Below are 26,489 nucleotides of genomic sequence, written 5' to 3' on the forward strand. Positions count from 1 at the left end.
TTTCAAAATCGCTTCTCTATTTTTACTTATGTGTTTTATAAAAGCAGGAAAATGTCATTGTTGGTGGCAAAGCATTTTTGAGTATTTGTGTTTGAAGGAGAAGTGAGGCGATAAAAAACGCTCAAGAAACGGATTTCTAGAGCGGTGTTGATAAAAGTAAAAAATAAACAGACCCAAAAATGGTGTAACGTTTGATATAATGGATAAAATCTTTCACAATGCCTTAAAAGAATTCATAACAAAAGTTTTTTCATCAGAATTTTGTCTTCAGGATTGGATCACGTTTTTTACTTCTTTAAAAGTGATCAATCTGTTGCATTCCTTGAAAAGCTTTCATAATTATCTGCTTTTAAATTCAGACTTCCAAATGATGGATGGATTTCAAATAGACTCTACACGAAGAAATCTTCGTAAAATGATTTGCATTGCTGATTGTTTTCTATATATCACAAAACGTTTCTATTTAGGCCTCGATGGAGGAACAATAATCAACATACAAATAGGTAAAAAGAGCTCATACTTTTTTGTTATGGCTGCATAGTCCATTGATCGTGAGATTTAAGTATTATAATGCTCATAGGCTTTCTATAGGGCTAGGGGCGATGCCTATTGCAATGTAACTATTTGAAATCAGTTGGACAAAAGCATTAATGCGTCTTCTGATTTCGTCATTTGTGTTCAGTTTTTGCCCTTTCCCTTCTTATTGCGTTTTAATGTCAAACTCATACGATAGCTATTGTGAGCTCTTCTTTGCGTTATTTTACTCAGAGTATTCACTTTGAAAGTAAGCAAGTGATAGTGAGGCTGTATTCTCATACAGAAATTCAACCCTCATTTGGGGAGATGATATTAACAGATAAGGTATTTAAAGAGGGATAAAATGAAAAAAAATTATTTTATTATGCATGACTCTATTATTCGTTTTGGGGTGTGAAAAAAAACTATAGCGTAGAAGATTTAAAAAAAGATGCAAAATTAAGAGAAGAATGGGGAACGAAGTGTTTTCTTTCAGGACAATTTGTTAAGGAATCTAAAAACTGTCAAAATGTCTTACAAGCAGATACTGAAATGGTTTTCTCGTAAAGCTTGATGTTACAGACCGTGGTCATGCATCTCAACAGTAAAGTGTGATATAAAAATTCTAAAATAAAGAAGTTATGGCTCAACGAATGCTCGCTTCTTCAATTGTTATAGCGGAATTTTTTATCATTTTTCATCTTTCAGATGAGCTCCCCAAATCATATTCGCAATCTTATTGTTTGTTTCAACTTTATCAGATTGAGGATTATAATCATGAGAGAATTGGATAGCATTGTCTTATAGAAATATCTCTCAAGGTATCCAAGCCTATTTTGCGACGCTGTTCGTAAAGGGTATAAGGGTAAATCCATTGAGCACCTCCATCTTTACACTTCATAACGGAGTAAGCCTTGCACCATCACACAGTTTGTCAGCTTGTGGGTGTTGCTTACAGCTCTTGGTAATTGAGACGGTTCGTTTGAGGCATTTTTAATTCTTACTTAATAGTTTTTATCCATACGCCTCTTCCCACTTGTAACCTGCAAGAGATATAGTTTTGGTTGATTCAACATGGAACAAGTCTGAAATGAAAGAATCTTACGATATTCTGGATTCTCATTCAACATGTAAAACAATAAATTGTCTTTATAAATCAATGTTTTGCCTTATGATAGAGTTGGTGTAGCATTGAGATTTTAGAGGGAAAATATGCCTTTAAGACTTTATAACAGATACTAAGTCTTTAATAGCAGGTATATTAAATGTACATCATTTAAAATAAATAGAGCGTCCATAGCGAAAAGGGGGCCACTCTTTAAATACAGATAAATACTTATTCTGTTGTGCTGTAAAACGCTATTGTTTGCGGGTGTGGTGATATAAGACATAAAACTTTATACATGGGGTGTTTTGATAAGAGAGTGTGATGAATATTCAAGGGAGGGCTTGTTTATATAATTTTGTGAAAGGAACCATATGAAATGGGAAGCTGAGAAGGAGCTATTTTTGAAAAGGCGGATCGTTTATCAACCGGTTTGAGGAGGGGGGCATCCTTTTGGGGTGTGGGGAGAAAGACAAGAATAGGGTGTGTAGCACTTTATAGCTATGCTTTTAAAGCGTTTTAATTTTGATCACAAATTAAGTTTAAAATCGCTTTCTGCTTGACAGATGTGAGGACTCTAAAACTTTTTAAAAGCAAATATTCCTCTTTGCTCGAGGCGATTTCATCATAATGGTACGGGGTGTTGTCTTTTTTGATGATATCAGTGTAAAAAAAGGCAAGTGGAACATTCAAAATATCGGAAATTTCCTTTAAACGTCCTGCGCTCACGCGATTTAAGCCTTTTTCATATTTCTGGATTTGTTGGAAAGTGACACCTAAATGATGCCCTAATGTTTTTTGAGACATTTTTAGCACTTTTCGCCTAAAGCGAACTTTTTTGCCTACAAAAAGATCAATATTAAGATTTTGAGCTTGCATTTTCCCCCTCCAGGCGCGAGCGCCCTCGCATTGGTATTCCGGGAGCTTGAAAACACTGAACCCTAGTCAGCATTTTGCTTTTAGTGCTTGGAGCACCTGGACATAGCAAAATCTCCCGGAATTCCGGGATACCCACATAGTGGGTTTATTTTTACGCTAGGGTTTCGGGTTTTCAAGACCCCTTTTGATCGTTGCGTATGCGATCAAAACATTTTTCGATTCATAAAGTAATTTTAGGAGATTGGCAATAAAAATAGTTTTTCTTGAGACGGATAGATTTTTTAAAATAGGAGGTTGTTTGCCTTTCAAAGTTTTAAGGTTTGCTTACTCAACTCATGACATCAGATATGCATTTTACGAAGGTAAAGCTTGGTTTTTAAGCTCAAGTCACCGCTTACGGTGCTGTCCTTAACCAATAATCAAAATGACTTGTTTTGATGCGTCTGAGATATCATGATGATAGGGGAAAGCTTTTATGAGTAAAGAGCCCTCATGCAAAATAAACTCAAAACATTATAGATCTGATTGTTGTATATTCACATGTTTGTTTTAGAAGATATTTCTCAATGTTAGCGCCTATTTTACAATGGCGCTTCGTAAAGTATATAGCGTAAAAGCCTCTATGAATGGGATAAAAGCTATATTGCTATCTTTACTGAAAAAAAGATGCTCGGACGGCATATACTCTCTGCCAGTTCAAAATATTACGACAGTTTTTGCCTTTGAAAGGGAGCCTAAGAGCTATTTTTTCTTTCTTCACGTGTTTTTATCTGTACGCTCTCTGCTTATAATATGTAAGTCAATAGTTTTGATTGATTCAATATAAACAAATTTGAAATGAGAAAATATATTGGGCTTTCTCATGATGCATGTTTTTAAGAGGGGGATACGTTTATTTTCTCAGTGAAGAATTTGAGTATTTTAGATAAAAAACTCTATCAACGTCGTTGTTGTTAGAATTAAAATTTTTATGAGAAAAATAGCATTGGGGAATGATAAGCTTTTGCTATCAAGCATTTTAGAATTTTGCACAACTTAATGATAACTTAGTTATTTTATCATTTCTTATGATCTCTATAGACGATAAAAAGTTGGGATATGGTTTGAGAAAGCAGATGACACAAGTATTATCTTTCGGTAAGTAGTTTTGAAGTAAAAGACAGCTTTAAATGACAAATAGAGATAGGTGCACCATGAATGAACTTACCCATATTGAGACTATTATAGCGCATTATGATGCTGTTTTTTGTGATGTGTGGGGTGTTGTGCATAACGGTGTACATGCATTTGAACCAGCGTTGAAGGCGTTGTATAAAATCCGACAAATGGGAAAAACTGTCATTTTATTAACCAATTCTCCTCGGCTACGGGAAGATGTTGCTGCTCAATTACAAAGCATGAATGTTCATAGCGACTATTATGATGCCATTATCACTTCAGGGGATGTAACGCGCGATCTCATTCAGACTGCTCCACGTAAAGTTTTTTTCATTGGTTCACAACGTGATTTGGTGCTGTTTGAAGGGTTAGAGTGTGAATTTGTTGAAGAATGGGAGGCTTCTGTTGTCGTCTGTAGCGGTTTTCTTGAAGATTTTGACGAAGAACCCTCTGCTTATGAGGAGATGTTTCGTCGTATACGGTCGCGGAATTTACCTTTTATTTGTGCGAACCCAGATGTGATTGTCCATTATGGAAATAAAGAATTTTGGTGCGCTGGTGCATTGGCTCGTCTTTATCAACAATTAGGGGGGGAAGTGCGCATTGCTGGAAAACCTCACGCGCCTATTTATGAATGTGCCTTTGAAAAACTTCAAAAAATACGGGGAACAGTAGAAAAAAGTCAAGTTTTAGCTATTGGTGATGGTCTTTTAACGGATATTAAGGGGGCGGCTCACTTTGGTCTTGATGCCCTTTATATTATGGGGGGGATTCATCATTATGATTATACGCAAAAGGGTGTGGTTGATAAGCAAGCTTTGCATTCTTTTCTTGAACATCATGGTTATAAACCACAAGCAATCATGTGGGCACTTCAGTAATGACTAATTTTTTGCGTCTTCAGGGAATTCATATGTTTCCCTCGGCTTGGCGGGGAGCAGTGTTGGCACTTGGAAATTTTGATGGTGTTCATTGTGGGCATCAGGTGGTGTTGCAAAAAGCACTTGATTTCGCGCGTATAAAAAAGAAATCATCTGTTGTTTTAACTTTTGAACCCCATCCAAGAAGTTTTTTTCAACATTCAGCTCCTGTCTATCGTTTGACAGAGGCAGCTGAAAAAGCTGAAATTTTTAAAACCCTTGGTTTTGACGGCGTGATTGAACAGCCCTTTGATGCACAGTTTGCCGCTCTTTCAGCGGACGAATTTATTAAGTCGTTTTTAAAGGAAGTTTTTGATGTTTCAGTTGTGGTGACAGGCGAAAATTTTCAATTTGGTCATCAGAAAAGCGGAAATGTACATCTTCTTTGCCAAAGGGGAGAGAAATATGGATTTGAGGTTGTGCAAGTTTCTTGCGTTTCTCGTCCTCAAGAGTCACAATCTTTGATCATTTCCTCGAGTTTTATTCGGCAACTTCTCTCACAAGGGGAAGTGGACAAAGCAGCCCATTTGTTAGGGTATCACTATCGGATACGCTCCAATATTATTCAAGGTGAAAAACTTGGACGTCTTTTGGGATTTCCTACCGCTAATCAAATGTTGCCTCCCCAAGTTCGTTTGGCTCATGGTGTTTATGCGGTACGTTTGCGTCGTGCGAACGGTGTTTTGTATGATGGTGTTGCAAGCTTTGGTTGTCGTCCAACGGTTGTTAAGGATGGGGCGCCCCTTTTGGAAACCTATTTGTTTGACTTTAACGACGACCTTTATGGGGAAAGCTGTACCGTTTCTTTTTTCCAGTTTTTGCGAGGACAAGAAAAATTTGATGGACTTGAACCTTTGATTGCGCAAATGCATCGTGATGAAAAGAAAGCAAAAGAAATTTTAAAGACAGTACAACCATTATCAACGTTGGATAGGCTGCTTACTTTTAAAAATATGTCCTAAACTGATCTGAAAAAGAGAGAAGAGCCGTAAAAATAGCACTTAAAGTGATTATAATCACAAAGATATATTCCAAAACATCGTGGAATATATGTTTTTTCCGTTGTTGAGAGGGAGAATCGAATATCTGAAGATCTGATTTTGGCATCATTTTTTTCAAAGTTAACTTTATGGTTTTTGTTGTCATTCAAAACTTTACTGCTTGTTTCTTTCTGATACGTTAAAACTCATCATAAAAGATGCAGTAAAGAATAAGCAACCAGCCTATTTAGCAATAATAGACGTGAAGAGGGAGAAAGGCTGTTTTTAAAATTTCTTGCGATTTTAAGCTTATAGTTTGATAAAATTTAATTGATGACTTTTTTTATTTTAAAAGTTTATTGTTTCTTCTTTCTAATTTTTTTTATTATGTCATTTATGCCGTATCATCGTTTATGATGAGAGTTGGTTCGTGTAACCTTACGCATGTGATATTTTGTATTATGTAATGAATATTTTTAAAAAAGGTTTATTTGTCAAGTCTCGTGAAGAAGATCAGTGGTTAGCAGCAGTTTTTGTGCTAACCAATCACGTAAAAGAGAATGAAGCTGCTGGAAGATGCTTTAAGTCTCCTTTCTCTTGTATATTGTGATGGGGAATGCATATTAAGGAGACTGTGCGATTGATTGCAGATAAAAAGAAATCATTGCAAGAAAGCAGGTGTATTGTTTCAAAATTTCTAATGCTTTTGATGGATAAAGGCACAATTTTGTTGTCGTAACACGTCAATCTTTCAGATTTTCAAGTTAAAAACTATCCATATATTTCCTTTGTCTTTCACAAATGTAACGCCTATAATGAAAAGGAAAGACAGTCTTGTAAGGATATGAAAACACAAAGCCAATAATGTTTTGTTGTTTTTTGATAGAAATATTGGATAAAAGTTGGGACATCTTTCCAATCTATGTTCGCTCTATTCGTGACTGTATCGTATTGTTTTTCTCATAAAACTTTTGCTTTAGTGTTCCTCAACGCGAGCAGTATGTTTGAGACGAAGATTAAAGCGCTTTAATGCTCTCTCTGCTGTTACAGCTTTTGTATACTAGATGAGGAGAGCCCTATTGCATTATCCATTTGCGTAATCTCTGAAACCGGTTTACAGCCTTATTGGGGAAAAATATGAAGTTATAAAGGAGAAAATCAGTCCAGATGACAGTCTTTTTTACATTCGGGTTTGCCACTTTCAAAAGGGTCCAGAGCAATATCTCTTAAATCATGAAAATAACAGTTTCAGGTTGTTCTTGTTCTTTGAATAGGATATCACGCCCTACAGGTAAAATAAAATGCTGGAATATCCTTGTGTTGCTAATTTATGCACTTCTTTTAAAGAAATATCTTTCAACGCTTCCCATATTCATTTTCATGATGACATTCATGAATGGTATCTTGAAAGCTTCGTTGAGGGCTATCATCTTTATGCCTAATAAAAGAGCAATCCGACACCATCCGTTATATTGACAAGCCTTTAGTGTTGTACAGTCTAGGCTATTTGAGAGCGCTTATGAGAGTTTTTTCTTAACTCGTTTTATTTCACACGAACACTTCCTGCTTGTGACATGCAAGAAACACGCTTTTGATTGCTTCACTATAAATAGGCTTGAGAGAATCTTACGGTATTAGGATTTATCATTCAACGTGCAAAATAATTAATTGTTATAAATCAATATGTTGTAGTTAACCATAGATTATGGCTTACGACTTTTTTTATAAAATACTCTGCACGCCTTTTATTCGGAATATAGGGTTTTCTTAGTGGTTTTACTGTCATTTTAGGTGTCTGTGGCGTACGAATGAGTTCGTATTGGTAAAGGAAGAGAAAAAGAAGGTGGAGCAGTGATAAAAAGTGAGGTGAAAATAATTTTCTTTGATCATCATATGAATTTTCATGCATTTTTATGGCTTCGGGTGTGCATGCTTGTTGTATATTGAGGAGCAAAGCTTGCTCATAGAGTTTTATGAAATGTGAAGCCTGAGTGGAAAGGTGCAAGACAAAGATTATTGACTGATTATTTTTTTACAGATCGATGTATATTTAAGAATCTTCGTCTTTTAAGGCGAGGCGGAAGTGTGCAACCCCTCTGTTTAAAGACGCGCTAAACGATAAAGATGCAGCGAGCGTGATCCGTGATGACAATAGGCAAGAAGAGGCAGAGAGGCTGTTTTTAAAATTGTTTGCATGGCTTCAACAGCTGACTTTTCTATAGTTGGAGGAGAAATGGGAATGTGATAGGCTTTTATGCCATATTCATTTGCGACCGTTTTAATGCTAGAAAAGTCAGGTTGATGGAGCTCTTCGTGATCGGGGCGGTTACAGATAATTGTTTTAAAACCAGCTTGTGCCAATGTTTTGATATTTTCTATGCTAAGTTGGGCGCTGATAAAAATATCAGGTTCAATTTGTTGTAAATTCATTTTTATTTATTCTCAATTGCACGATCTTCACGATACCCTCTGGTCTAATATATAGAAAGAACATAATGAAGGTAAGTTTTTCACTGGCATCTTAACAAAAATATTCTTTTTGTCGAGAAGATCTATTTGGGAAAAATGAGCTGTAAGATGCAAAATATCTCATTCCGCAACATGTTCGTTATGCGATCTTATAAAAGACGGATGTTTGGTCTTTATGGATAATCTATAGTGTTTACTCAGCATAGACATTTCATTGTGTTGTTTGTTTACGCGCTTGCTAGAGGTACCCTTATTTCTCTTAAGCCCATTTTACTCTGTCGAGCGTCAAAGAGTATAAAATTCATGGATCACCACCCTTTTTACGCTTATGAAGAAGGAAGTCGGTACCATTGTTATATTTGCCAACCTCCAATATTGTAATAGTTCTTGGTACTTGGAGATTCTGCATAAGAAGCATTTTAAATCCTTTCTTGTACAGTTTTTACCCACACGCCAGCCCTGATTGTACGTACAAGAGATATGATTTTGATTAATTTAATATAAGAGGCATGAAATGAGAGAATCTTCCTGATTTCGGCTCTCTCATTCAACGTGCAAAACAATGAATTCTCCTTATAGTTTGTTGTATATTCAGAGTGGAGCTTGTTTGTAGAGTTGCATTAAGTGGATTGCATGAAGGGAGAATCCCAAAAGGCCGGTGCAAAATAAGAAGCTGGATCATTTACAGCGCATTGTTTACAGATCGACATGGATTTAAGAAACTTCGTTTTAGGGTGGGGGGGAAGAAGAGCATGCCTCTTTTAAATTTATTTTGTTATTTTCAAGAATATCATCTTCATAATGTTTTGCTCATGTTAAAGAATATTATAAAAAATTGCGGGCTATTGTTATTTATCCTGAAAATGGGAGAAATGGTTATTTTGCACGTATTGGATGCTTGTTTCTTTTATTACTTTCAGTATAATCGTAAAAACGATAATACTGAAAGGCGTAATGGATGATCATTGGACTTTTGAATCAAAAGGGAGGTGTCGGAAAAACGACGTTGAGTGTTAATCTTGCTGCCAGTTTTGCACGTACTGGTACACGGGTATTGCTTATTGATGTTGACCCACAGGGAAGCGCATTGGATTGGGCTGCTGTACGTGAAGATGCTCCTTTGTTTTCAGTTATTGGTTTACCGCGTGCAACGGTTCACAAAGAGATTACACAGATTGGTCATGGTTATGATCATATTATTATCGATGGTCCTCCGCGTGTGACGGATCTTGCTCGTAGTGCTCTTATGGCTTCGGATTTGGTGCTTATCCCTGTTTTGCCTAGTCCCTATGATATTTGGGCAGCGGATGGAATTGTAAAGCTGATTGATGAAGCACGCGTTTATAAAGAGAATCTCAAATCTGCTTTTGTTATTAATCGTAAAATCGTCAATACAGCGATAGGGCGCGATGTGAACGAAGCTCTTGGCATATACCCTGTGCATGTTCTTTCTTCTAGTGTTGCGCAGCGCGTGATTTTTGCAGAAGCAGCAGCACAGGGGAAGGCCGTTTATGAAGTTGATAAGCAAGGACCCGCAGCGGCAGAGATTGAAGCGGTTGCAGCGGAAATCAAGGAGTTAGCACGATGAGTAAAAAAATTAAAATTGGCACAAAACCAACCAATAAATCAATTCCTTTAACAGCGGATGCATGGATAGGAAGCCACAAAGGGAGCATGAGTGGAGGTATGAAGCGCCTCACGATTGATATACCAGAAAGTTTGCATCGGTTGATTAAGGTCAGTTGTGCAAGTCGTGGAACTAAAATAGCTGATGAGGTCCGCGAATTGCTTTCACAAAAATACGGAAAAGTGTAAAAAATGATACGATAATTTCATTGGTTTGAGTTCTTTTTCTAGAGATGATATCGATTGTTTTTATACGAAGTTAATAATAAAAGTGCTCTTCTTTTTTCACGATGGTTGCTTCATTCAAGTTGTTTTTCATAAGGTTCTGTATCATCGCATGAAAGAGCTATGAGTTTGCGAAAAATTCTCCGTTTCAAACTTTTCCCTATAAATGTGATAATCATCATACTACTTGTGATCTTATCCGCTAGATGAGTAGATAAGTTTATTCTTCCATAAAAATTATCTTGATAATGATTTTAAACATCAGGTTATTTTTGTTTATTGTACTTAATACATGCGTCAATAATGTAATTAAGAGTAGCGTTGATTATTTTTTTCTGTTATGCAGTAATCCGTTTTATTAAATTATATTCATGTTTATAAGGGGGGGATAAAAATAAGTAAAATTTACTGATATTGACGCGCTATAATTATTTCCTAATAAACAAAAGAATTCATTGAGCATATTATAGACAATATTTCTTACATTTATATGATTTTATAGTCTTAAATAGTTAATGCCAGCTGTAATGGTACGCAAGGCAATAGGCTTTTTTCTTCAATTGGAATGTATAAGATTGCTTTTTTAGCATTTCTATTGGCTTTTAAAAAGTGCAGGGGACTTAAAGCTTTCTTTCTTTTCCGGTGGTTTAGAAATGATAAGAGCGCAATTAGTTGACTAAAAGCTGTATTCTTTCGTTTGCAGGGAATTTGCAATGGGTATAGGCATGACGAATTTGGGGTAAGAAATCGTGCTGCTTCTCGTTACCAAGAGGTTCTTGAAGGAAAAGAAATGATTAAAATGCTTTTTGAGAATGTCAAGATATCAGAATTTTTGCTGAAGTTTTAACACTTCAAATACAAAGAGCTGCCGTGCAGATAATGTTACAAATGCAAGTCTGATAAATGAAAGCGGCTCTCATGATTTAACATGTTTGCGTTGAAAATGTGCGTATTTGCAAAGGAAAATTAGACGCAAGGTCACAATATAGGAGGGGATGTGAACCCAAAGATATTGTTAATAAAATATAAAACAAAGAGAGGGGTTAAATCATGAACAAGATCATTATAACAGCGCTGCTGCTTTGCGTGGGACTTGTCGTTTCTGGTTGTGAAAAAACTTATAGCGTAGCAGAGTTTAAGAAAGATAAAAAATTGATGCAAGAATGGGGAAAGAAATGCGATAAAATGGGCCCCTCTGCTTTTGAAACCAAGAATTGTCAAAATGTCATGCAAGCCGATATGGAACTTTTTCAAGAGCATTATAGAAATCTTGCAAAGGAACTTCGTGAAAGTAGCAAAAAGGGGAATGAAACTGAAAAAAAGCAGGATAACAATTAAATCATAAAAAATATATTGATAGCGGTATTTTTCTTTGTACGCGATTTATCATCATAGGTTGGGAAAAATCGCGTACAGAAGTAGATTTTTAAATTTTTGAAAATGCACAATGAACCGAATGTACAATTTTAATCGGGTGCTAAATTGTGTCCTAAACTTTGTAAATTTGAAAAAAGGGAATTTTATTGATGAATAAAGCCATTATAACAGCGCTGCTGCTTTGCGTGGGACTTGTCGTTTCTGGTTGTGAAAAAACTTATAGCGTAGCGGAATTTAAGAAAGATCCCAAATTACTCAATCAGTGGTTAGAGAAATGTTTTATTGCAGGAAGTTTTGATTCAAAAAATTGTAAAAACGCAGAACAAGCTGAATTAGAGACTCGTAAAAAATGGGGAATTTTGGGCTCTGGAAAGGACGACCAAGAAAAAACTGAAGATAAAAAGGAAGGGAATTAAATTATGAATAAAGTCATTATTACAGCATTGCTGCTTTGTACTGGACTTGCTGTTACTGGTTGTGAAAAAACTTATAGTGTAAAAGAATTTAAAACAAATGAAAAATTATACGAGGAATGGGCAAAGAAATGTGAGAACGATGATTCACCGCTCAAATCCTCTCAAAATTGTAAAAACCTTCGACAAGCATATGTAGAACTTTTTTTAAGGCCCTAAATTGTGTCCTAAACTTTGTAAATTTGAAAAAAGGGGAATTTTATTGATGAATAAAGCCATTATTACAGCATTGCTGGTTTGTACTGGACTTGTCGTTGCTGGTTGTGAAAAAACTTATAGCGTAGCGGAATTTAAGAAGGATCCCAAATTACTCGAGCAATGGGCAATGAAATGCATGATATCAGAGGATTTAGATTCTCAAAATTGTAAAAATGCAGATAAAGCGTATCGTGAAGTTCATGCCCGAGATTGGCCTGGTTCAAGCTTTGTACATGATGACGAGAAAAAAACTGAAGAGAAAAAGGAAGGGAATTAAATCATGAATAAAGTTATTATTACAGCATTGCTGCTTTGTACTGGACTTGTCGTTGCTGGTTGCGAAAAAAACTACAGCGTAGCGGAATTTAAGAAAGATAAAATATTACTTGAAGAGTGGGCAAAAAAATGTGAAAAGCTGGATCAATCTTCTATGGAGAAATCTAAAAATTGCCAACATGCCAGACAAGCATATATGGAACTTATGTTTGGCATTAATTAAAAACATACAGTTCAATAAATAAGGAATTGTTTAGTTCTTGATTCTATTGCGTTTTTAGGCTCTCTCTAACTTTTAGAGAGTCTTTTTATGGCTTCAAGAATTAGTTGTTTACGATCAGTACTCTTTGTGTAAACGTATGCTATACTGTCATTTGTTCAGCCCAAAAGTGCTTTCAATTGTAGATAGTATTGCCTCCCAATGAGTTGTTACGTGTTACTGCTAATTTTTTAATGTTTTGGTTATATGTATTTAAAATATGAGATTAAATCTATCTTTGGGGTGTTTTTTTGCCTTTATCACAAATAAATGTTTCATCACACTAAGATCGTCTTTAAGTGTTGCGGCTAATTTCGGAAAAATTAGGAGGAAACATTTGTTTGGAAATTACTTTCTCTGTTTTAATAAAGAGAAAAACATTCAGAATAGAATTATTATCGTTTCATACTCAAATGTTTTTCTCAAACTATTTTTAAAAAATTTCTTTTGATTTGAGAATATTATAACATTAGTTAAGTTGTGAGACAGTTTTGCTAGGACGGTTTTGCTGGATGTGTGAGGAATTGAGCGCTCTCCACATCTTTTCATTTTTCTCCTCTCTTTTCTGAGTTTACAAGGGTTTTCCTTGTTATTTTTTTATCTTAATTGTGTTGTGATATTATCATGTTGAGCGGTGGAGCGCATATAAAACTTTACGTATGAGGTGTTTTTTGTTCTCGAGTGTGTGATGAATGTTTTTCTGAATAACACTTTGATTTATAAAAATAATTTAATTATTTTATGTTGAATAAGGATCTCGAATAACGTAAGCTTCTCTTATTCCAAATCTGTTCTCGGTTGAATTAATTAAAACCATCTTCTTGCATGGTACAAGCGGGGAGAGCCGTGTGGATAAAAACTGTTGAAGAAAGACGTAAAAATGCCTCTTATGAATTATCTCAAGTGCTAAAGGTTTGTTGGCAACATTTGGGGCTGAAAAAGTGTGTGATGCTGCTGGTTTATTCTTTCATAAGGGTAAAGATGGTGTTCAATAGATTTATCATAAGCTTCATGAAATATTATTCTTTAGAGTTGTGATATGCCCTGAAGGGGGGAACTTACTCAATAAGGAGACAAATTATTTACAGATCGGATCTGATAGAAAATTTCGTTTTTTAAGCTGGGAGTGAAGTTGAGATTCAAGATAGCGTGAAAAGACGGACACTGATGGTTAAAAATGCATATAAAAAGCAGAGTTTATACTCAAATAGTTGCAAGCCATGTTTGAAATTAGGTGTGTGGTTTATCTGTAGAATTAAAATTCTGCTTTGCTCTTATGTGAAATTAAGATGCTCATTTGCACAGATTATAAAAAGCCAAAAGAGTATGCTTAGTATATTTCTATTACGAGAACTAAAATAACAACAAAAGTATTGATGGTGATAATCAAGGTTGAATAAAGCATAGCGGCTTTTACGAGATCAGCCATAAAAACCTCTTTCTGTTCTTTTTGAGGTGATTTTATGAATAACAATATGTTACAATCTGTAATATATGCTGATACAACATATTCGGCAAGCTTAAAATCGTTCCTTTTTTTATAAAAGCTTAAGGAGTTGGAGTATTGTGAATCCTAAAAAAGAAAGCTTTAAAAAGACTATTGATTGATTTTGTAAGTTTTGTGTTGCTGGAAACTTTTTTATCCTGTTATGCTATAAAGCACTGTCATTTATAACGGTAATATAAGACATATAAGTTTTCTTGGAACGTTTAAGTATTTTTTAGTGTACGATGAATATTCGTAGGTTTATTTGTTGAGCTTTTCGTTTAAGTGAATCAGATGAGGGGAAAGTTAGGAGAAGATCGTTTGACAAAAATTCGGACTGCGTACAGAGCCGATTGAGTTAAGATCTTAGTCCTTTAAGGTGAGCGGCGGAAGATAAAAATGTTTTCTGATCGTTTATCTCATAGCAAGATTGGTTAATGCTGCTCTAATGGGGCATGTTTTGCACAAAAGTAAAGAACGCTCCAGACGAAATATACTTATGTTGTATATTAGTATATTTGTATTGCATATTTATGTACTTGTTTTAAAGAAATATCTCTTAACGCACACGAAAGACATTTTACGATGACATTCGTAAATGTTATAACGGTAAATGTGAATAGTATAACAGTAAAGCTCTCGTGAAATAATATAAACTTTGAATAATATAAAAAGCTATAAAATGCTATCATCTTTATACTTATGAAAGAGCAAGTCACAATCATCGTAGGCTTGCTTCCAATGTTTATTATAGTTCTTGGCATTTGCTAAGGTTCATGAGAAGTCTTTTTCTTTCAGCGTATTTTATCAACACATCAGAGCGTTGTTTGTGATGTGCAAGCAAGTGATTTTAATTTATTCAACATGGAATATATTTGAAATGTGATGATTATGAAAGAGAAGAGCTGCATTTAAAAGGTTGAAAACGAGAGAAAGATCGTAAACAAAAATTGTACCTTGATTATAAAATGATTGTTTCTCTGTTTTTATACCAGTAGCGCATGTAAAGTCGCGATATTAAGAGCAAACTGTGTTATGGAATGAAATAATCTGTAAGAAGATGCTGTGAAAATTCTGAAAATATCAATGGGGGGAGCGTTAAGCATTATGCATTGGATAATATTTTGATTTATAGATGATAATCTATCGTTATTCAACTTGAATTAGATCCCTTAATACTGGAAAATTTTTCATTCCAAATCTGTTTCGTGGTGAATTAACCAAAACAATGTCTTTTGCAGTTACAAGCAGGGAGCTCCCATGCGCAGAGAAATTGTACAAGAAAGGCCATGCTTTATGAACCGTCTCAAGTGCCAAGGGTATCAGAACATAGGGGGTTAGAAAAATATGTGATGGTGCTGGCTTGCTTCTTTTATTAAGCGTAAAGATGGAAAGTGCTCAATGGATTTTATACATGTCATGGAAGATTTATCATTATACCATTGATGGGCCGCGGTGCGAAATAGGCTTGGGTGTACTTAAGAGATATTTCTTTAAAACAAGCGCGTGAATATGCGATTGAAGACGTATCGAACTGATTGGCTAAGAAACTCTTGAAAAGGTTCAAAAAATCTTATATAGTCATTCATTGCAAAGAAAAGCGAATGATAATTTAAAAAAGGAAGATTGATGGCTGTTTAGCTATTTGAAGGTGTCTTTTTTTATATTGCTGTATGGCTGATCTGTTCAAAAGAACATTCTTTTTGTGTTTTATGCGAAATACTGCATGTGTGCAGAAAGAGCATGGGAGAGGGGGTGTCCTTTTGATTGGGTGCAAACTGATCTTGTCGGGCGCCATCTTATGGGGTGCTGGAAGGTATACAAGTTTAAGTGCAGAGAGAGCCATAAGGTTATGGAGGGTAAAGTGCTTCTATCAGTAAAATGCTGAAATTTTTAATGGGCTTACGTCTTTATATGCTGCAAGATAGGCTGCGGTTTTTTGTCGGCAGATATTTTTTGTGGCTGAAGTTGTCGTGAAAGCATTGTTATTTTCTGTTGAAGATGAGCTCGTGATAAAATCGGCAAAGATAAAATCGGCAAGGCGAAATAGACAGAGCAAATATGGAAATTTCGATATTGCTGTAAGGTTTAAGTCTATAGCGTTTTTATGGATTAGTATAGCCGCAATGATGGTTTTGGAGCAAAGCAAGAAAAATATTTGAGAGAACGCGTTGAAAGTTGAAGTGGTATACGCTTTGAAGGATTGTCGTGCTGTTGTTTGAGCAATGTTTGCACCACGAGCTTGGTTGAGTGTATCAGCATTGAAGAGAACCTGTTTAGTCTCCCTCATTTGAAAGTAAGATTGAACAATAGTGTTGAAGGGGAAGTAAAAATGTCTGTAGTGCAATATGGTGATGATAGTTTTGCGGCAAAAGCAAAAGTTCTTGATAACAACCTTATTGATCGTGATTGGGCGATGACAAAATTTGTTGCTGCTGTTAAAGGATTAGCTCAAGTTGTTGATTATGAAAGCAATATGCTAGAGAGCAGTGGTGTTCCAGATTACGAAGAAATAAATTTGCGTAAAATACGTGGTTTGCGTGATCTTAATAAATCCATGAGTGATGTGAAGCGCTATATGAATCAAGATATTGAGCATGAGGTTGAAAGTTTGTTGTCTGATTTACAAGAAAAATTACAGCGTAATAGTGAATTACTTCAAACACATTTAAATGCAGTTAATGATCTTTCTAGAGCTATACAGCTATCTGGACGTGCAAAAGAAATAGAGGAATAAATTCAAATCTGATTAATACGGGCTGTTCTAAGTCATGACAATGATTAGGTAGGGCAGTTGATTTGGATAAATAGTGCGTTTAGTGAGTAGACTTGTTTTAAGCTCATTTTGGTATTTAAATTATTATCCTGATGTACTGTAAAACGCTGTTCTTAAAACAATGTCTTTTAAGGTGTCGTGATGTGAACCGCATGCGGTGAGAAGCTGGCTAGAAGAGAATTCAGAGAAGGCGGATTATTTACAGAGAATTGTTTGCAGACTGAGTTAATAGGGAGCTTCATTTTTTAGTTTAGGGAGAGGCGCGATCAAGAGAATATTTAGACCAGCCTGTGATGCCTTAAAAACAGCTTCCTTGGGGGTGTGGTAATGTAAGGTTTATACATTGAGTCTTTTGCTTGCATTTAGCAGATCTGGCGGCGACTTACTCTTCCGTGCCTTAAGGCAAAGTACTATCAGCGCTGGAGTGTTTCACGGCCGAGTTCGGGATGGGATCTGGTGCGTTCACTCCGCCATAACCACCAAGTCAGCAAAAAGCATGAATGATGAAGAGTATGTGATGAATATTGCCTATAAGCTTCATGGAATATTGTCCTTTAAAGTGTGGTGATATGACGCGGTTCGTTGTTTAAATCTATAGGCTTGAGATAAAAATTAAAGCGGTTTATTATTTCCTTCTGCTGTTTTTAGTTTTTGTATGTCAGATTGGAGAGAGCATCCAGATCTGAGTGGATATAGTGCGTATATCTTTGTTGGCGTAATATTTGAAATGGGGAGGCAATCTCATTGGGAAAGAATAAAGAGGTAGAAATCAGCTTCCCTCTGTTCCGCCGTTCTTTAATTTAGCTTTATGTCTTTCAAAAGTATCTAAAGCACTATCTGTTAAATAATGAAGATTCCGCATTGTTTCACGCTTTTTTTTATTGTGTTTTTTACTGCGGGCATGTCCTTCATGCACGACAAAATACTCAAAATAGAATAGATTTGTTATTCCTAATTCACGGCCTTGTTTTAAAGAGATATCTAAGCTCTCAAGTCTATTTCGTGATGGTGTTTGTGGGGCGGCGCAACGACATCTTTGATGCAACGGTGCTTGTGAATGGTATAATAAGAAAGTTCCCGTGGAAATAATATAAAATCTATAGGGCGCGACCATCTTTATGCTTAATAAAAGAGCAAGTTGATATTGTTATATTTTTCAACACTGTCATATTCTTTGTTTGATCCCAATGTTGCTACAGCCCTTGGCACTTGAGATAGTTCATTAGAGGCATTTTTAATCCTTTCTTAATAGTTTTTTATCCCTATGGCTCTTCCCCCTTGTCACTTGTAAGAGATATGGTTTTTGTTGATTCAACATGGAACAGGTCTAAAATGAAAGAATCTGACGATATTCTGGATTCTCATTTAACATGGAAAACAATTAATTGTCTTTATAAATCAATATCTTGTCTTATAATGGAGCTGCTGTAGCATTGAGATTTTAGAGGAAAAACATGCCTTTAAGAATTTATACCAGATACTAGTCTTTATAGCAGGTATATAAAATGCACATCATCTAAAATAAATAGAGTGTCCACAGCGAAGAAGGGGCTGACTTTTTTAAATCGGCATGAATGCTTATTCTGTTGTGCTGTAAAAACATCATCGCTTGAGGTGTGGTGATAATATAAGACATAAAATTTTATGCATGGGGTATTTTGATGAGAGAATGTTATGGTGTTTAGTTTTTTATTCAATATGCAAAAGAAATATTATAAGTCAAAATCTTCTTTGATGTGATAATGATTTTTGAGAATTTAAAAAAATATATAAATTTAAATAAAAAAGCAGCACTTTGTGCTGCTTTTTTATTTAAGTTAAAATTAACTTCTGCTTTAGAAACGATAACGTATTCCGCCAGACAAATTGGTGCCAGATACACCGGATTTTTGCAGTTTTTGCCGATAGCTGATATCGGCGTTTAGTACGATATTTTGAGAAAGATATGCGTTCACCCCCATGCCTCCCTCAACTGAAGAGCCGGTAGGATCAACATGAAAGGTATCAGCAATTTTTATTGTTTTACCATCGCCAAAAGTTCTGATAACATTCATTTTACCATAGAAGGAAACAGCCTTGTTTTCTTCAACAGCCATTATCGTTTTTGTTAAACGTCCACCAAAACGGATCAACCATTGATGTGGATTGCCCATGTCTACTTTTAAGCCATTGGTATCTGAGAAAATATCAAACATGAGATTTTGATAAATGAATTGAGCTTGTGGTTCAAAGACAAGCCCTTTTGTATCGGTTGCTAATTTCTGACCAATGGTTGCAGATATATTAAGCATCTCGGTACCATCCAATTTTGCGGCATTCCCAACAAGAGCTGTGGTAATATTTCCTTTTAAGGTTCCGTAAGAAAGAAGAGCGTTGACATATATACCATTGCTATGCTGGATGCCGCTATAAGCGGTAAGTGACCATTTATCAAGCGTTGTCTTTTCAGAATCTTGCATCTCTTTTGGCGTAAAGGCAAGCTTTCCGTACGTTCCTAAAAGACCAAAATATGCGCTTATGTCTTTGCTTTCTAAGGCGGCTAATATGCCCCCTAATTGTAAGGCAGTATAGTTTACATCAGCACCATAACCATAGTGCAGTGGATCGCGGTTGGAAGATAGGGTGACCTTCTCGCCGTAGGAAGAGAAAAAGATACCATTCTTTATATTGTCTTTTGCCCCAAATACTGTTGTTCGCATATTGTCTAACAACGTGTTTTGATTGTTTACATCAGTAAATCCAGCAGAAAATAAAGTATTAGATATGGTTAAATAGTTTGCTACCTGTGGTAAAAGGGCTCGAACTTTTTTGTCTTTATCAATGTAGGCATTCTGTAAGCGGAAATCCCAGAAATCACTATTCTTCTTGCCAAAAAGATTTTGGCTCTCATGAGATGTTCCAGGCTTATAGCCTGTGAGTATATATTTATAAGGTTGTTTCCCTATTGTCATATAGTTTCCTGCTAACGTGAAGGAATTTTCGTTTGCTTGTCCGGAAACTTGAATGATTGAAATCCCATGTGTCCCTAAAGGAAGTGAAGCCATCGTCTCTTCCCAAACAGCAGAGCTATCGGTTTGGAGATTGATGTGAACAACAGTACTTCCTGAGACATCACCATTAATCACAATGCGATCAGTTTGTTGTTCCGTGATAGGAGAATGTTTATCCCATTGAGTGTTTACATAAATCTCTGCAAGACCCGCTGTACTATAAACCGCTGCTGTGTGAGTTGTTTCGTCTTCTTGCGAAAGATTAGGTCCTATAAACAGAGTTTGATAATGTCCCTCAATGGGCTTGTCAAACATAATGGCGCTGTTTGTAAGGTGCAATTCAGAAAGATTAGAGTATGATTTTTCATCAACACCAAACTGTCTATAGTCATTTAAAATATTATCATTATTTGTGGCATTTTTATTCGCCTTTAAAAGCCATTTCGTCCTCTCTTTTAGATCAAAAACTGTTCTATTATCTTTAGAAGTTCTTACCCGACCTTTTAAAGAAGAGTGGTCTGCAACTAATGTAATGGTGTTTGTGGAGGCACTTTCGTTCTTGATATTTTTTAATAAAATATCGGCATGAACTTCTGAATTTTTAAGGTTGACTTCCCCGTTTACGCCTGTTCCATAAAGGTTGATACCGCTACCATGTTCAACGAAAAGCTTTGTATTCTCTAGGGTTACTTTATCAGCAATATTGGCTACATCTTGTTCTTGAACGGCATTGGTGTTCCTTTCAGCATTGCGTGTATATCGTTTTCTAGGGGTATTATACGGATTGTTGCGGAAAATAATACCGTCTGCTTCATAATTTCCCGTGACATGGACGCTTGAATCCTTAAGTTTGATTGTGCCCTCCATGTTTACCAAACCAGCTGTTTCTGCTGTTACAGTAATGCCTGTAGCATCAATTTCTCCAGCATCTGATACGCTTAGTGCAACAAAACGCGCATCAACTGTTCCCCCTATCATGTTGACTTTTGAATTATTTCCCTCTGCATGTACAGCAAAACCATTGTCTTGAATTTTTTTGTTATGTAGCGTTATGGTCTTACCGTTTTTAGCTTCAACTCCAGCGCTTATATCCTCAATTTGTGTAGACTTTTCAGGTTGTTTTATTGGTGATATTGGTTTTTCAATCTCTGATTTTTCAGATATTTTTTGTGCAGATGAAGATTGCACTGGCGCTGGCTTTGCAGATTTTGGTGGTACCAGTAATGTTGTTTTTTCAGTTTCTACTCTTAAAGATATTGGCTGTGCGAGTTCTGGTTCATTAGATGTTGGTATTTGCTCTGTTGTTGGTTTTGTAGGTTCCGTTCTTGTAGGTTCAGACTTTGTAAGTGCTGGTTGTAAATTCGGTGAAGGTTGTGTAGGTTCTGGCTGTGAAGACACAGCAGAATTCGATAGTGTTTTTTCGCTGGAAGAGTCTGCAGAAGAGGAGGGCGCCCCTGAACGTCTTCTAGATTTTGCTTCCATTCCTGTTGTTGAAGATTGTATAATAGGAGTGTTTTGTGTTGTAGGGTTAGATTGTACACCTTCTGTAACTTTAGTCTTTGGTGTTTGTGTACTTCCTTGACTAAGATCAGAGTTTTGTTTTGAAGAAGAAATTATATTTCCAGCTGAATTTCCTTCAAGTTGTGTTTTGGGAGGTAGAGTGCTTGTAGAAGTAGGCGTTGTAAGTTTACTTCCTGTAGAAATAGGGCTTACGCTCGTTCTTGTGGAGCTAGGTGCTGTAGGGGGAAGGAGGCCATTAGGGGTTGAAGATGGATATGATGGCATAATTCGCCCGATTCCATCATATAGATCTTTATACGGATCAAAAACTCCGGATAGATTTATTTGTGACTTGACACGAGCAGGTTGTAGAGAAGAAGAATCTATCGTTGTTGATGGATTTGTACTATGAATAGCATAAGACAAACCGCTGGAAGAATAAAACAGAACTCCGGAAACTGTGTATAGTAAGAAGCTTTTTTTCATATGGATGTATTCCTAAAATATTTCCCCCTCTCTCATAAAAAGTAAAACTTTGACCTCATTATGTCTCTTTTGTAAGAGACAAAACGAAACATAATGAGATCTCTTCATATTTCAAGATAAGGAATACAAGTATTTTTAAAAGTGATAGCGCATTCCAGCGGAAATATTTATTGCAGAGATGCCAGCTTTTTTGAATTTATGTTGATAGCTGAGATCACTATGAAGCTGAATATTTTGTGATAAGTGTGTGTGAATACCAAAACCACCTTCGATTAAAGATCCCATAGCTGCAAGCTGAAAATTTTTACTAAAAGTTTTGATCATGTTCAGTTTGCCGTAGAAAGAAACAGCATGTCCTTTGTTTTGCGTTAAACGTCCGCCAATACGGAGCAGCCATTGATAAGGATTACTTATGTCTATTTTAGAGTTATCGTCATCTGAGAAAGAGCTCCTATCTAATAAAGAACCAAGCATGAGACGTTGATAAACAAGTTGTGCTTGCGGTTCTAGGATTACACCTTCCAAACTGGTTGACAGTTTTTGACCAACAGTTGCAGCGGCTCCTAATGTTTTACTATTCTTCACTTTTGAGGTATGTTTGATGAGAGCTGTAGCGTGATTTTCTTTGAAAATTCCATAAGAGAGAAATGCACTTGCATAGATGCCACTGTCATGCTGAATATTTCCATATGCGGTGAGTGACCATTTATCAAACATATTTTTTTGAAAGCTCTCCTTGTTTTTAGGAGTAAAAGATAATTTCCCATATGTTCCGAAAAGACCAAAGTTGCTGCTGATATTTTGATTTTTTAGCGCTATTAGTGTTGCTCCTGCTTGCAATGCAGCATAGTGAATATCTGCTTGAACACCATCTTGTTCTGCTTGAACCTTAGAAGAAAAGGTGCTTTTATTGCCATAAGAGGATAAGAAAACGCCTCTCTCTGGATGATCTTTGGGTTCAAACATTGTTATTTGCATATTGTCTAACAAGATATTTTGATTGTTGACATCACTAAACCCAACAGCAAACATCGCAATAGGCATGGTTAAAGAGCTTTCTCCTTGTGGTGTAAGAGTTGTACTTTTTTCTGTTCCATCAAGAGAAGTAGAAGCTGCGGTTGCTTTATCATCATCTGTAAGTTTAGAGGTGCTCTCTGTCGCAGCGCTAGCAGTATTCTCAACCTTTGGGAGCAAATTCATATGCGCTTTTGCTGATGTATTAAGAGTTGTTTTTGATTCCGAGGAAGTGGTGTTTGTTTGGGGATCAATATCAGATTGCGAATTTTCATTTATTTTAGGCTGTCTCATTCCATGATCTGTTCTTGTGAATGAATTGTCCTTGTGTTGGGCAACAACATGAGCGGGTGGTAATTTATCACTAGCGCGTCTTTGTTTTGTACTGGAGTCAATAAGAGGTTGTTTATTCTTTTCAGATGCAGGAGGGGATGTTTTTTCTTTTCTCTCCACGTTGGTTATTCCATTATTGTTCAAAGTCTCTAATACTGCTTTGCGTAAAGTATTGGAAAGTTCCTTGTTTTGTCCTTGTAAAGCACTATCCACTTGTGCTGCTTTATGTAATATTTCTGCTTTATTTTGCAGTTCAGACCAATTACGATTGTCTTGGCTCACCCATTCTTGGCGTGCAGCATTAACACGCTGTTGGTTATCGGCATCAAGTGCTTGGTTGAAGTGCGAATGATCTTCCATCATGGCGCCAGAGGCTATCTTTTCAAGATTTTTTTCTGCTTGTGTTGGTGTGTTTATTAAATCAATAGCACGGTGATATTGTTCAGGTAATTTCATAATCCCTTCAATGGCATGGCGTTCCTGGGGGCTTAGAGCAGAGGCGGTGCTGGTAGATGTGAAGTTAAAAGAAGAAAAAAATAAAGCACAAGCGGCTGTACATAACAAAAGATTCTTATGCATAAAGATGTTCCTTAAGATATTTTCTTTGTTTTGCTAAAAATGAACCACTTTTTGACACATTACGGTTTTTTGTAATGTAGTTAAGCAGCACTGTTTTCATCTCAGCGCTGCTTATGCGTCAAAATAGAGAGCTAAGATTTCTAAAAGCGATAACGCATTCCTCCGGAAAAATTAATTCCAGAGAACCCAGCTTTTTGAAGTTTATGTTGGTAATTAACGTCAGCATGAAGTGCGATATTTTTAGAAAGCTGCGCGTTAATGCCAAGCCCACCTTCAAGGGAAGAACCCATAGAATCGAGATGGAAAGATTCCATAACATGGATAGCACGCTTCTCACCAAAAGCTTTGATGACATTCAATTTACCATAAAAAGAAAGAACACGATCTTTTTCAATAGGAAGTATTGTTTTTGTTAAACGCCCTCCAATACGGACCAACCATTGATGAGGGGTCTTTATATTAACTTGGAAGCCATCAATATCTGAAAGAGTGCCAAAGGCAATATGTTGATAAATAAGTTGTGCTTGTGGTTCAAAGGACACCCCTTCAACACCAGTTGCTAGTTTTTGTCCAACGGTAGCTGATATATTTAATGTATCCGTATTGTTTAATTCTGTGGTGTTGCCGATAAGGGCTGTTGTAATATGTCCGTTTAAAATGCCGTAGGAGAAAAGTGCATTAATATAGAGACCATTGTCATGGTGGAGATTCCCATATGCCGTAAAGGACCATTTATCTAGTATGCTTTTGTCAGAACCTTCCATATCCTTTGGCGTAAAAGCGAGCTTTCCATATGTGCCTAAAAGACCAAGATTCGCGGTTATATTTTGATTTTCTAACGTTGTTAATGTCATGCCTGTTTGTATAGCAGCATAGTGAACATTAGCACCATAACCATATTCCAATGGACTACGGCTGGAAGATAACGTCATCTTGTTGCCATAAGTCGATAAAAATATCCCTTTTTGTTTATGACCTTCTAATCCAAAAACTGTTGAGTGCATATTATCTAACAGTGTATTTTGATTGTTTATATCAGCCAAGCCAGAGGAGAATACTGCATTATGCATAACCAAATAGCTTGCCATTTGAGGAACAAGAGCTTTGATTTTTCCTTCATCATCAAGAGTCGCATTTTGTAGACGGAAATCCCAAAACTCTTCACTTTCTTGCAAGAGACTTTGCTGTTTGTCAGCTCTCCCACGGTTGGATGTTGGTCCATAGCCATTTAATACATATTTATAGGGCAATCCATCCATTGTAGTGTAGCCATTTGCCAGCATGAAGGCGGCTTCCTCTGCTTTTCCAGACACCTGAACAAGTGAGAGACCACGCGCATTCAAAGGAATTGAAACTTCATCATCATCGAATGGTTCTGCACGCTTTGAAAGATTGTTGAAATAGATCGTTGTGGTGCCTGAGACATTACCATGAACGAGAACACGGTCAGTTTTTTGTTGTTCTTTTATAAGACCATTACTCCATTCGGTATTAAAGTAAATCCTTGCGTTGCCCAATGCATTGTAAACCGTTGTTGCATCGAAGCTTCTGTTTTGCTCTGCTTTTGCAGCTTCAGCTGTTGGCTGTTTTCCCACATGCAAGGTTTGATACTGATTGTCTGCTAGTTTATGCGGCGCATTAAATATAATAGAGCTATTATTAAGGTTCAATACTGAGACAATAGACTGTGCACGTTGTTTAATATCAGTGAGCAAGTATCCTTTAGAGCTGTCAAATTCTTTGTCTACTTCAAATTGACTAATCTTTAGGGACCACTTGCTGTTATTGTTGAGAGTAAAAATCGTTGTATTTTGAGGTAAAGTCTTTGCTCGTCCTTCTATAATCGAATTGTCAGCGCTTAATATAAAAGTGCGAGGATCGATATCTTTTGAGTTTTCTGGGATTTTATTTTTTAATAATATATCAGAACGAATTTCTGAACTTTTAAGTTCTACCTCAGCAACAGATTTTGCATAATCTGGTCCTAGAATACCAATACCATTTTCAACAAGAAGTTTTGTGTTGGTAAGAATTGCTTTATTGATAACTTTTTCGCCCTCTTTTACTTGGGAACTTGGGATGTAATCAAAAAGGATACCACGACTTTTGTGATGTCCGGAAACATTTATGATTGAATCTTCAATATGGATGATGCCGTTTGAAATTTCTAAACCACGAGAATTTGATTTTCCTACAGTTTTTTTAGCATGAATACGTCCACCTGTTGTTGCGGTAAATAAATTTGAGTCTGAACGCATTGTTGAATTTGTAATGGTGATAAAGGCTTTGTCATCAGCAACCACTGTTGTATATGCGCTGCGGATAAAAACGTTATTAAAGGTTTTTTCTTCTCCTGCTTTATCCGCACGAGCTATAACCATTGTAGGAGCTGATGTATTTGCATAAGTTGAACCGAAATGAGAAAAAATCAAAGTTCCAGCAATTGTACATAACAAAAAATTTTTCTTATAAATATATTTCTTACACATAGATATGCCTTTAGTATTTGGTATGCTTTGATGCTTACTTCATTCCCCTGATGGCGCAAGTACCCAGACAGTTTCTATATCATTATGTTTTTATTGTAAACAACAAAACGAAATATTGCGTCTTGTTCTTTATCGTTTAAAAAATGATTTTAGAAGAGTTTTTAAAATAGAAATTGCAGTGAGCAACTATGAATTGCAGAAAAGCTAGATTGATCAGTATTCCGTTTAAAAGTGTTAAGAAACAAAATATTTTGCAAGGATGTTTGTTGCTTAAGGCTGTTGTTATGAAAACTCTACAAAGTTTTTGGAGAAGCTGTTGTTGTGCGCTTACAAAAAGCTTTTAATTGATTTTCTTACACAGAGAATTATTTATTA

The 26,489-nt window shown here is 36.1% G+C and carries 18 protein-coding genes and 1 rRNA gene; 11 read left to right on the top strand and 8 right to left on the bottom strand.

Annotated features, from left to right (window positions below):
- Positions 1–930: 930 nt before the first annotated feature.
- The gene (locus ACFIQE_RS03915) at positions 931–1,083 is read left to right on the top strand and encodes an EexN family lipoprotein (protein WP_375621537.1); all 153 of its coding nucleotides are present in this window, start codon (positions 931–933) and stop codon (positions 1,081–1,083) included.
- A gap of 1,057 nt (positions 1,084–2,140) precedes the next feature.
- On the opposite strand, the gene ACFIQE_RS03920 is transcribed toward ACFIQE_RS03915, so the two are convergent.
- Positions 2,141–2,500, bottom strand: a complete 360-nt coding sequence (locus ACFIQE_RS03920) for a helix-turn-helix domain-containing protein (protein ID WP_375621538.1) — start codon at positions 2,498–2,500, stop codon at positions 2,141–2,143.
- Positions 2,501–3,693: 1,193 nt separating this feature from the next.
- Here ACFIQE_RS03920 and ACFIQE_RS03925 point away from each other — a divergent pair.
- On the top strand, positions 3,694–4,539 hold the full coding sequence (locus ACFIQE_RS03925; protein ID WP_375621539.1) for a TIGR01459 family HAD-type hydrolase: 846 nt from the start codon (positions 3,694–3,696) through the stop codon (positions 4,537–4,539).
- Positions 4,539–5,540, top strand: a complete 1,002-nt coding sequence (locus ACFIQE_RS03930) for a bifunctional riboflavin kinase/FAD synthetase (protein ID WP_375621540.1) — start codon at positions 4,539–4,541, stop codon at positions 5,538–5,540. The genes ACFIQE_RS03925 and ACFIQE_RS03930 overlap by 1 nt, the downstream gene beginning before the upstream one ends.
- Positions 5,541–7,658: 2,118 nt before the next feature.
- Here the strand turns inward: ACFIQE_RS03930 and ACFIQE_RS03935 are convergent.
- A complete protein-coding gene (locus ACFIQE_RS03935; protein ID WP_375610590.1) occupies positions 7,659–7,988 on the bottom strand; it encodes a TIGR01244 family sulfur transferase in 330 nt (109 codons plus the stop codon).
- Positions 7,989–8,985: 997 nt separating this feature from the next.
- Between ACFIQE_RS03935 and parA the strand changes: the two genes are divergently transcribed.
- The 7 genes from parA to ACFIQE_RS03970 all read left to right on the top strand — a co-directional run bounded on the left by parA (position 8,986) and on the right by ACFIQE_RS03970 (position 12,425).
- Positions 8,986–9,615, top strand: coding sequence for a ParA family partition ATPase (parA, locus tag ACFIQE_RS03940; RefSeq protein ID WP_375613562.1), 630 nt, complete (start codon positions 8,986–8,988; stop codon positions 9,613–9,615).
- Positions 9,612–9,842, top strand: coding sequence for a plasmid partition protein ParG (locus tag ACFIQE_RS03945; RefSeq protein ID WP_375613561.1), 231 nt, complete (start codon positions 9,612–9,614; stop codon positions 9,840–9,842). The genes parA and ACFIQE_RS03945 overlap by 4 nt, the downstream gene beginning before the upstream one ends.
- Positions 9,843–10,928: 1,086 nt before the next feature.
- The gene (locus ACFIQE_RS03950; protein ID WP_375621541.1) at positions 10,929–11,216 is read left to right on the top strand and encodes an EexN family lipoprotein; all 288 of its coding nucleotides are present in this window, start codon (positions 10,929–10,931) and stop codon (positions 11,214–11,216) included.
- A 188-nt stretch (positions 11,217–11,404) separates the two neighbouring features.
- Complete coding sequence (locus ACFIQE_RS03955) at positions 11,405–11,671, top strand: EexN family lipoprotein (RefSeq protein ID WP_375621542.1); 267 nt, start codon at positions 11,405–11,407, stop codon at positions 11,669–11,671.
- 3 nt (positions 11,672–11,674) lie between these two features.
- On the top strand, positions 11,675–11,887 hold the full coding sequence (locus ACFIQE_RS03960; protein ID WP_375621543.1) for an EexN family lipoprotein: 213 nt from the start codon (positions 11,675–11,677) through the stop codon (positions 11,885–11,887).
- 46 nt (positions 11,888–11,933) lie between these two features.
- Entirely contained in the window at positions 11,934–12,203 is a 270-nt protein-coding gene (locus tag ACFIQE_RS03965) for an EexN family lipoprotein (RefSeq protein ID WP_375621544.1), read from the top strand.
- Positions 12,204–12,206: 3 nt separating this feature from the next.
- Complete coding sequence (locus ACFIQE_RS03970; RefSeq protein ID WP_375621545.1) at positions 12,207–12,425, top strand: EexN family lipoprotein; 219 nt, start codon at positions 12,207–12,209, stop codon at positions 12,423–12,425.
- 3,395 nt (positions 12,426–15,820) lie between these two features.
- On the opposite strand, the gene ACFIQE_RS03975 is transcribed toward ACFIQE_RS03970, so the two are convergent.
- Positions 15,821–16,237, bottom strand: coding sequence for a hypothetical protein (locus ACFIQE_RS03975; protein ID WP_375621546.1), 417 nt, complete (start codon positions 16,235–16,237; stop codon positions 15,821–15,823).
- 42 nt (positions 16,238–16,279) lie between these two features.
- On the opposite strand from ACFIQE_RS03975, the gene ACFIQE_RS03980 reads away from it, so the two are divergent.
- Positions 16,280–16,684, top strand: a complete 405-nt coding sequence (locus ACFIQE_RS03980) for a flagellar protein FlgN (RefSeq protein WP_273790974.1) — start codon at positions 16,280–16,282, stop codon at positions 16,682–16,684.
- A gap of 408 nt (positions 16,685–17,092) precedes the next feature.
- On the opposite strand, the gene rrf is transcribed toward ACFIQE_RS03980, so the two are convergent.
- The 5 genes from rrf to ACFIQE_RS04005 form a co-directional block, all read right to left on the bottom strand.
- Positions 17,093–17,207 (bottom strand): 5S ribosomal RNA (rrf, locus tag ACFIQE_RS03985).
- A 285-nt stretch (positions 17,208–17,492) separates the two neighbouring features.
- On the bottom strand, positions 17,493–17,837 hold the full coding sequence (locus tag ACFIQE_RS03990) for a hypothetical protein (protein ID WP_375707289.1): 345 nt from the start codon (positions 17,835–17,837) through the stop codon (positions 17,493–17,495).
- Positions 17,838–18,558: 721 nt separating this feature from the next.
- The gene (locus ACFIQE_RS03995) at positions 18,559–21,699 is read right to left on the bottom strand and encodes an autotransporter outer membrane beta-barrel domain-containing protein (RefSeq protein WP_375707290.1); all 3,141 of its coding nucleotides are present in this window, start codon (positions 21,697–21,699) and stop codon (positions 18,559–18,561) included.
- A gap of 135 nt (positions 21,700–21,834) precedes the next feature.
- Positions 21,835–23,625, bottom strand: coding sequence for an autotransporter outer membrane beta-barrel domain-containing protein (locus ACFIQE_RS04000; protein ID WP_375707291.1), 1,791 nt, complete (start codon positions 23,623–23,625; stop codon positions 21,835–21,837).
- 140 nt (positions 23,626–23,765) lie between these two features.
- Positions 23,766–26,114 (bottom strand): autotransporter outer membrane beta-barrel domain-containing protein, encoded by a 2,349-nt coding sequence (locus ACFIQE_RS04005; RefSeq protein WP_375707292.1) that lies wholly within the window; start codon positions 26,112–26,114, stop codon positions 23,766–23,768.
- Positions 26,115–26,489: the final 375 nt, after the last annotated feature.

This window comes from Bartonella sp. AA1HLJMS, assembly GCF_042197445.1.
GTDB lineage: Bacteria > Pseudomonadota > Alphaproteobacteria > Rhizobiales > Rhizobiaceae > Bartonella.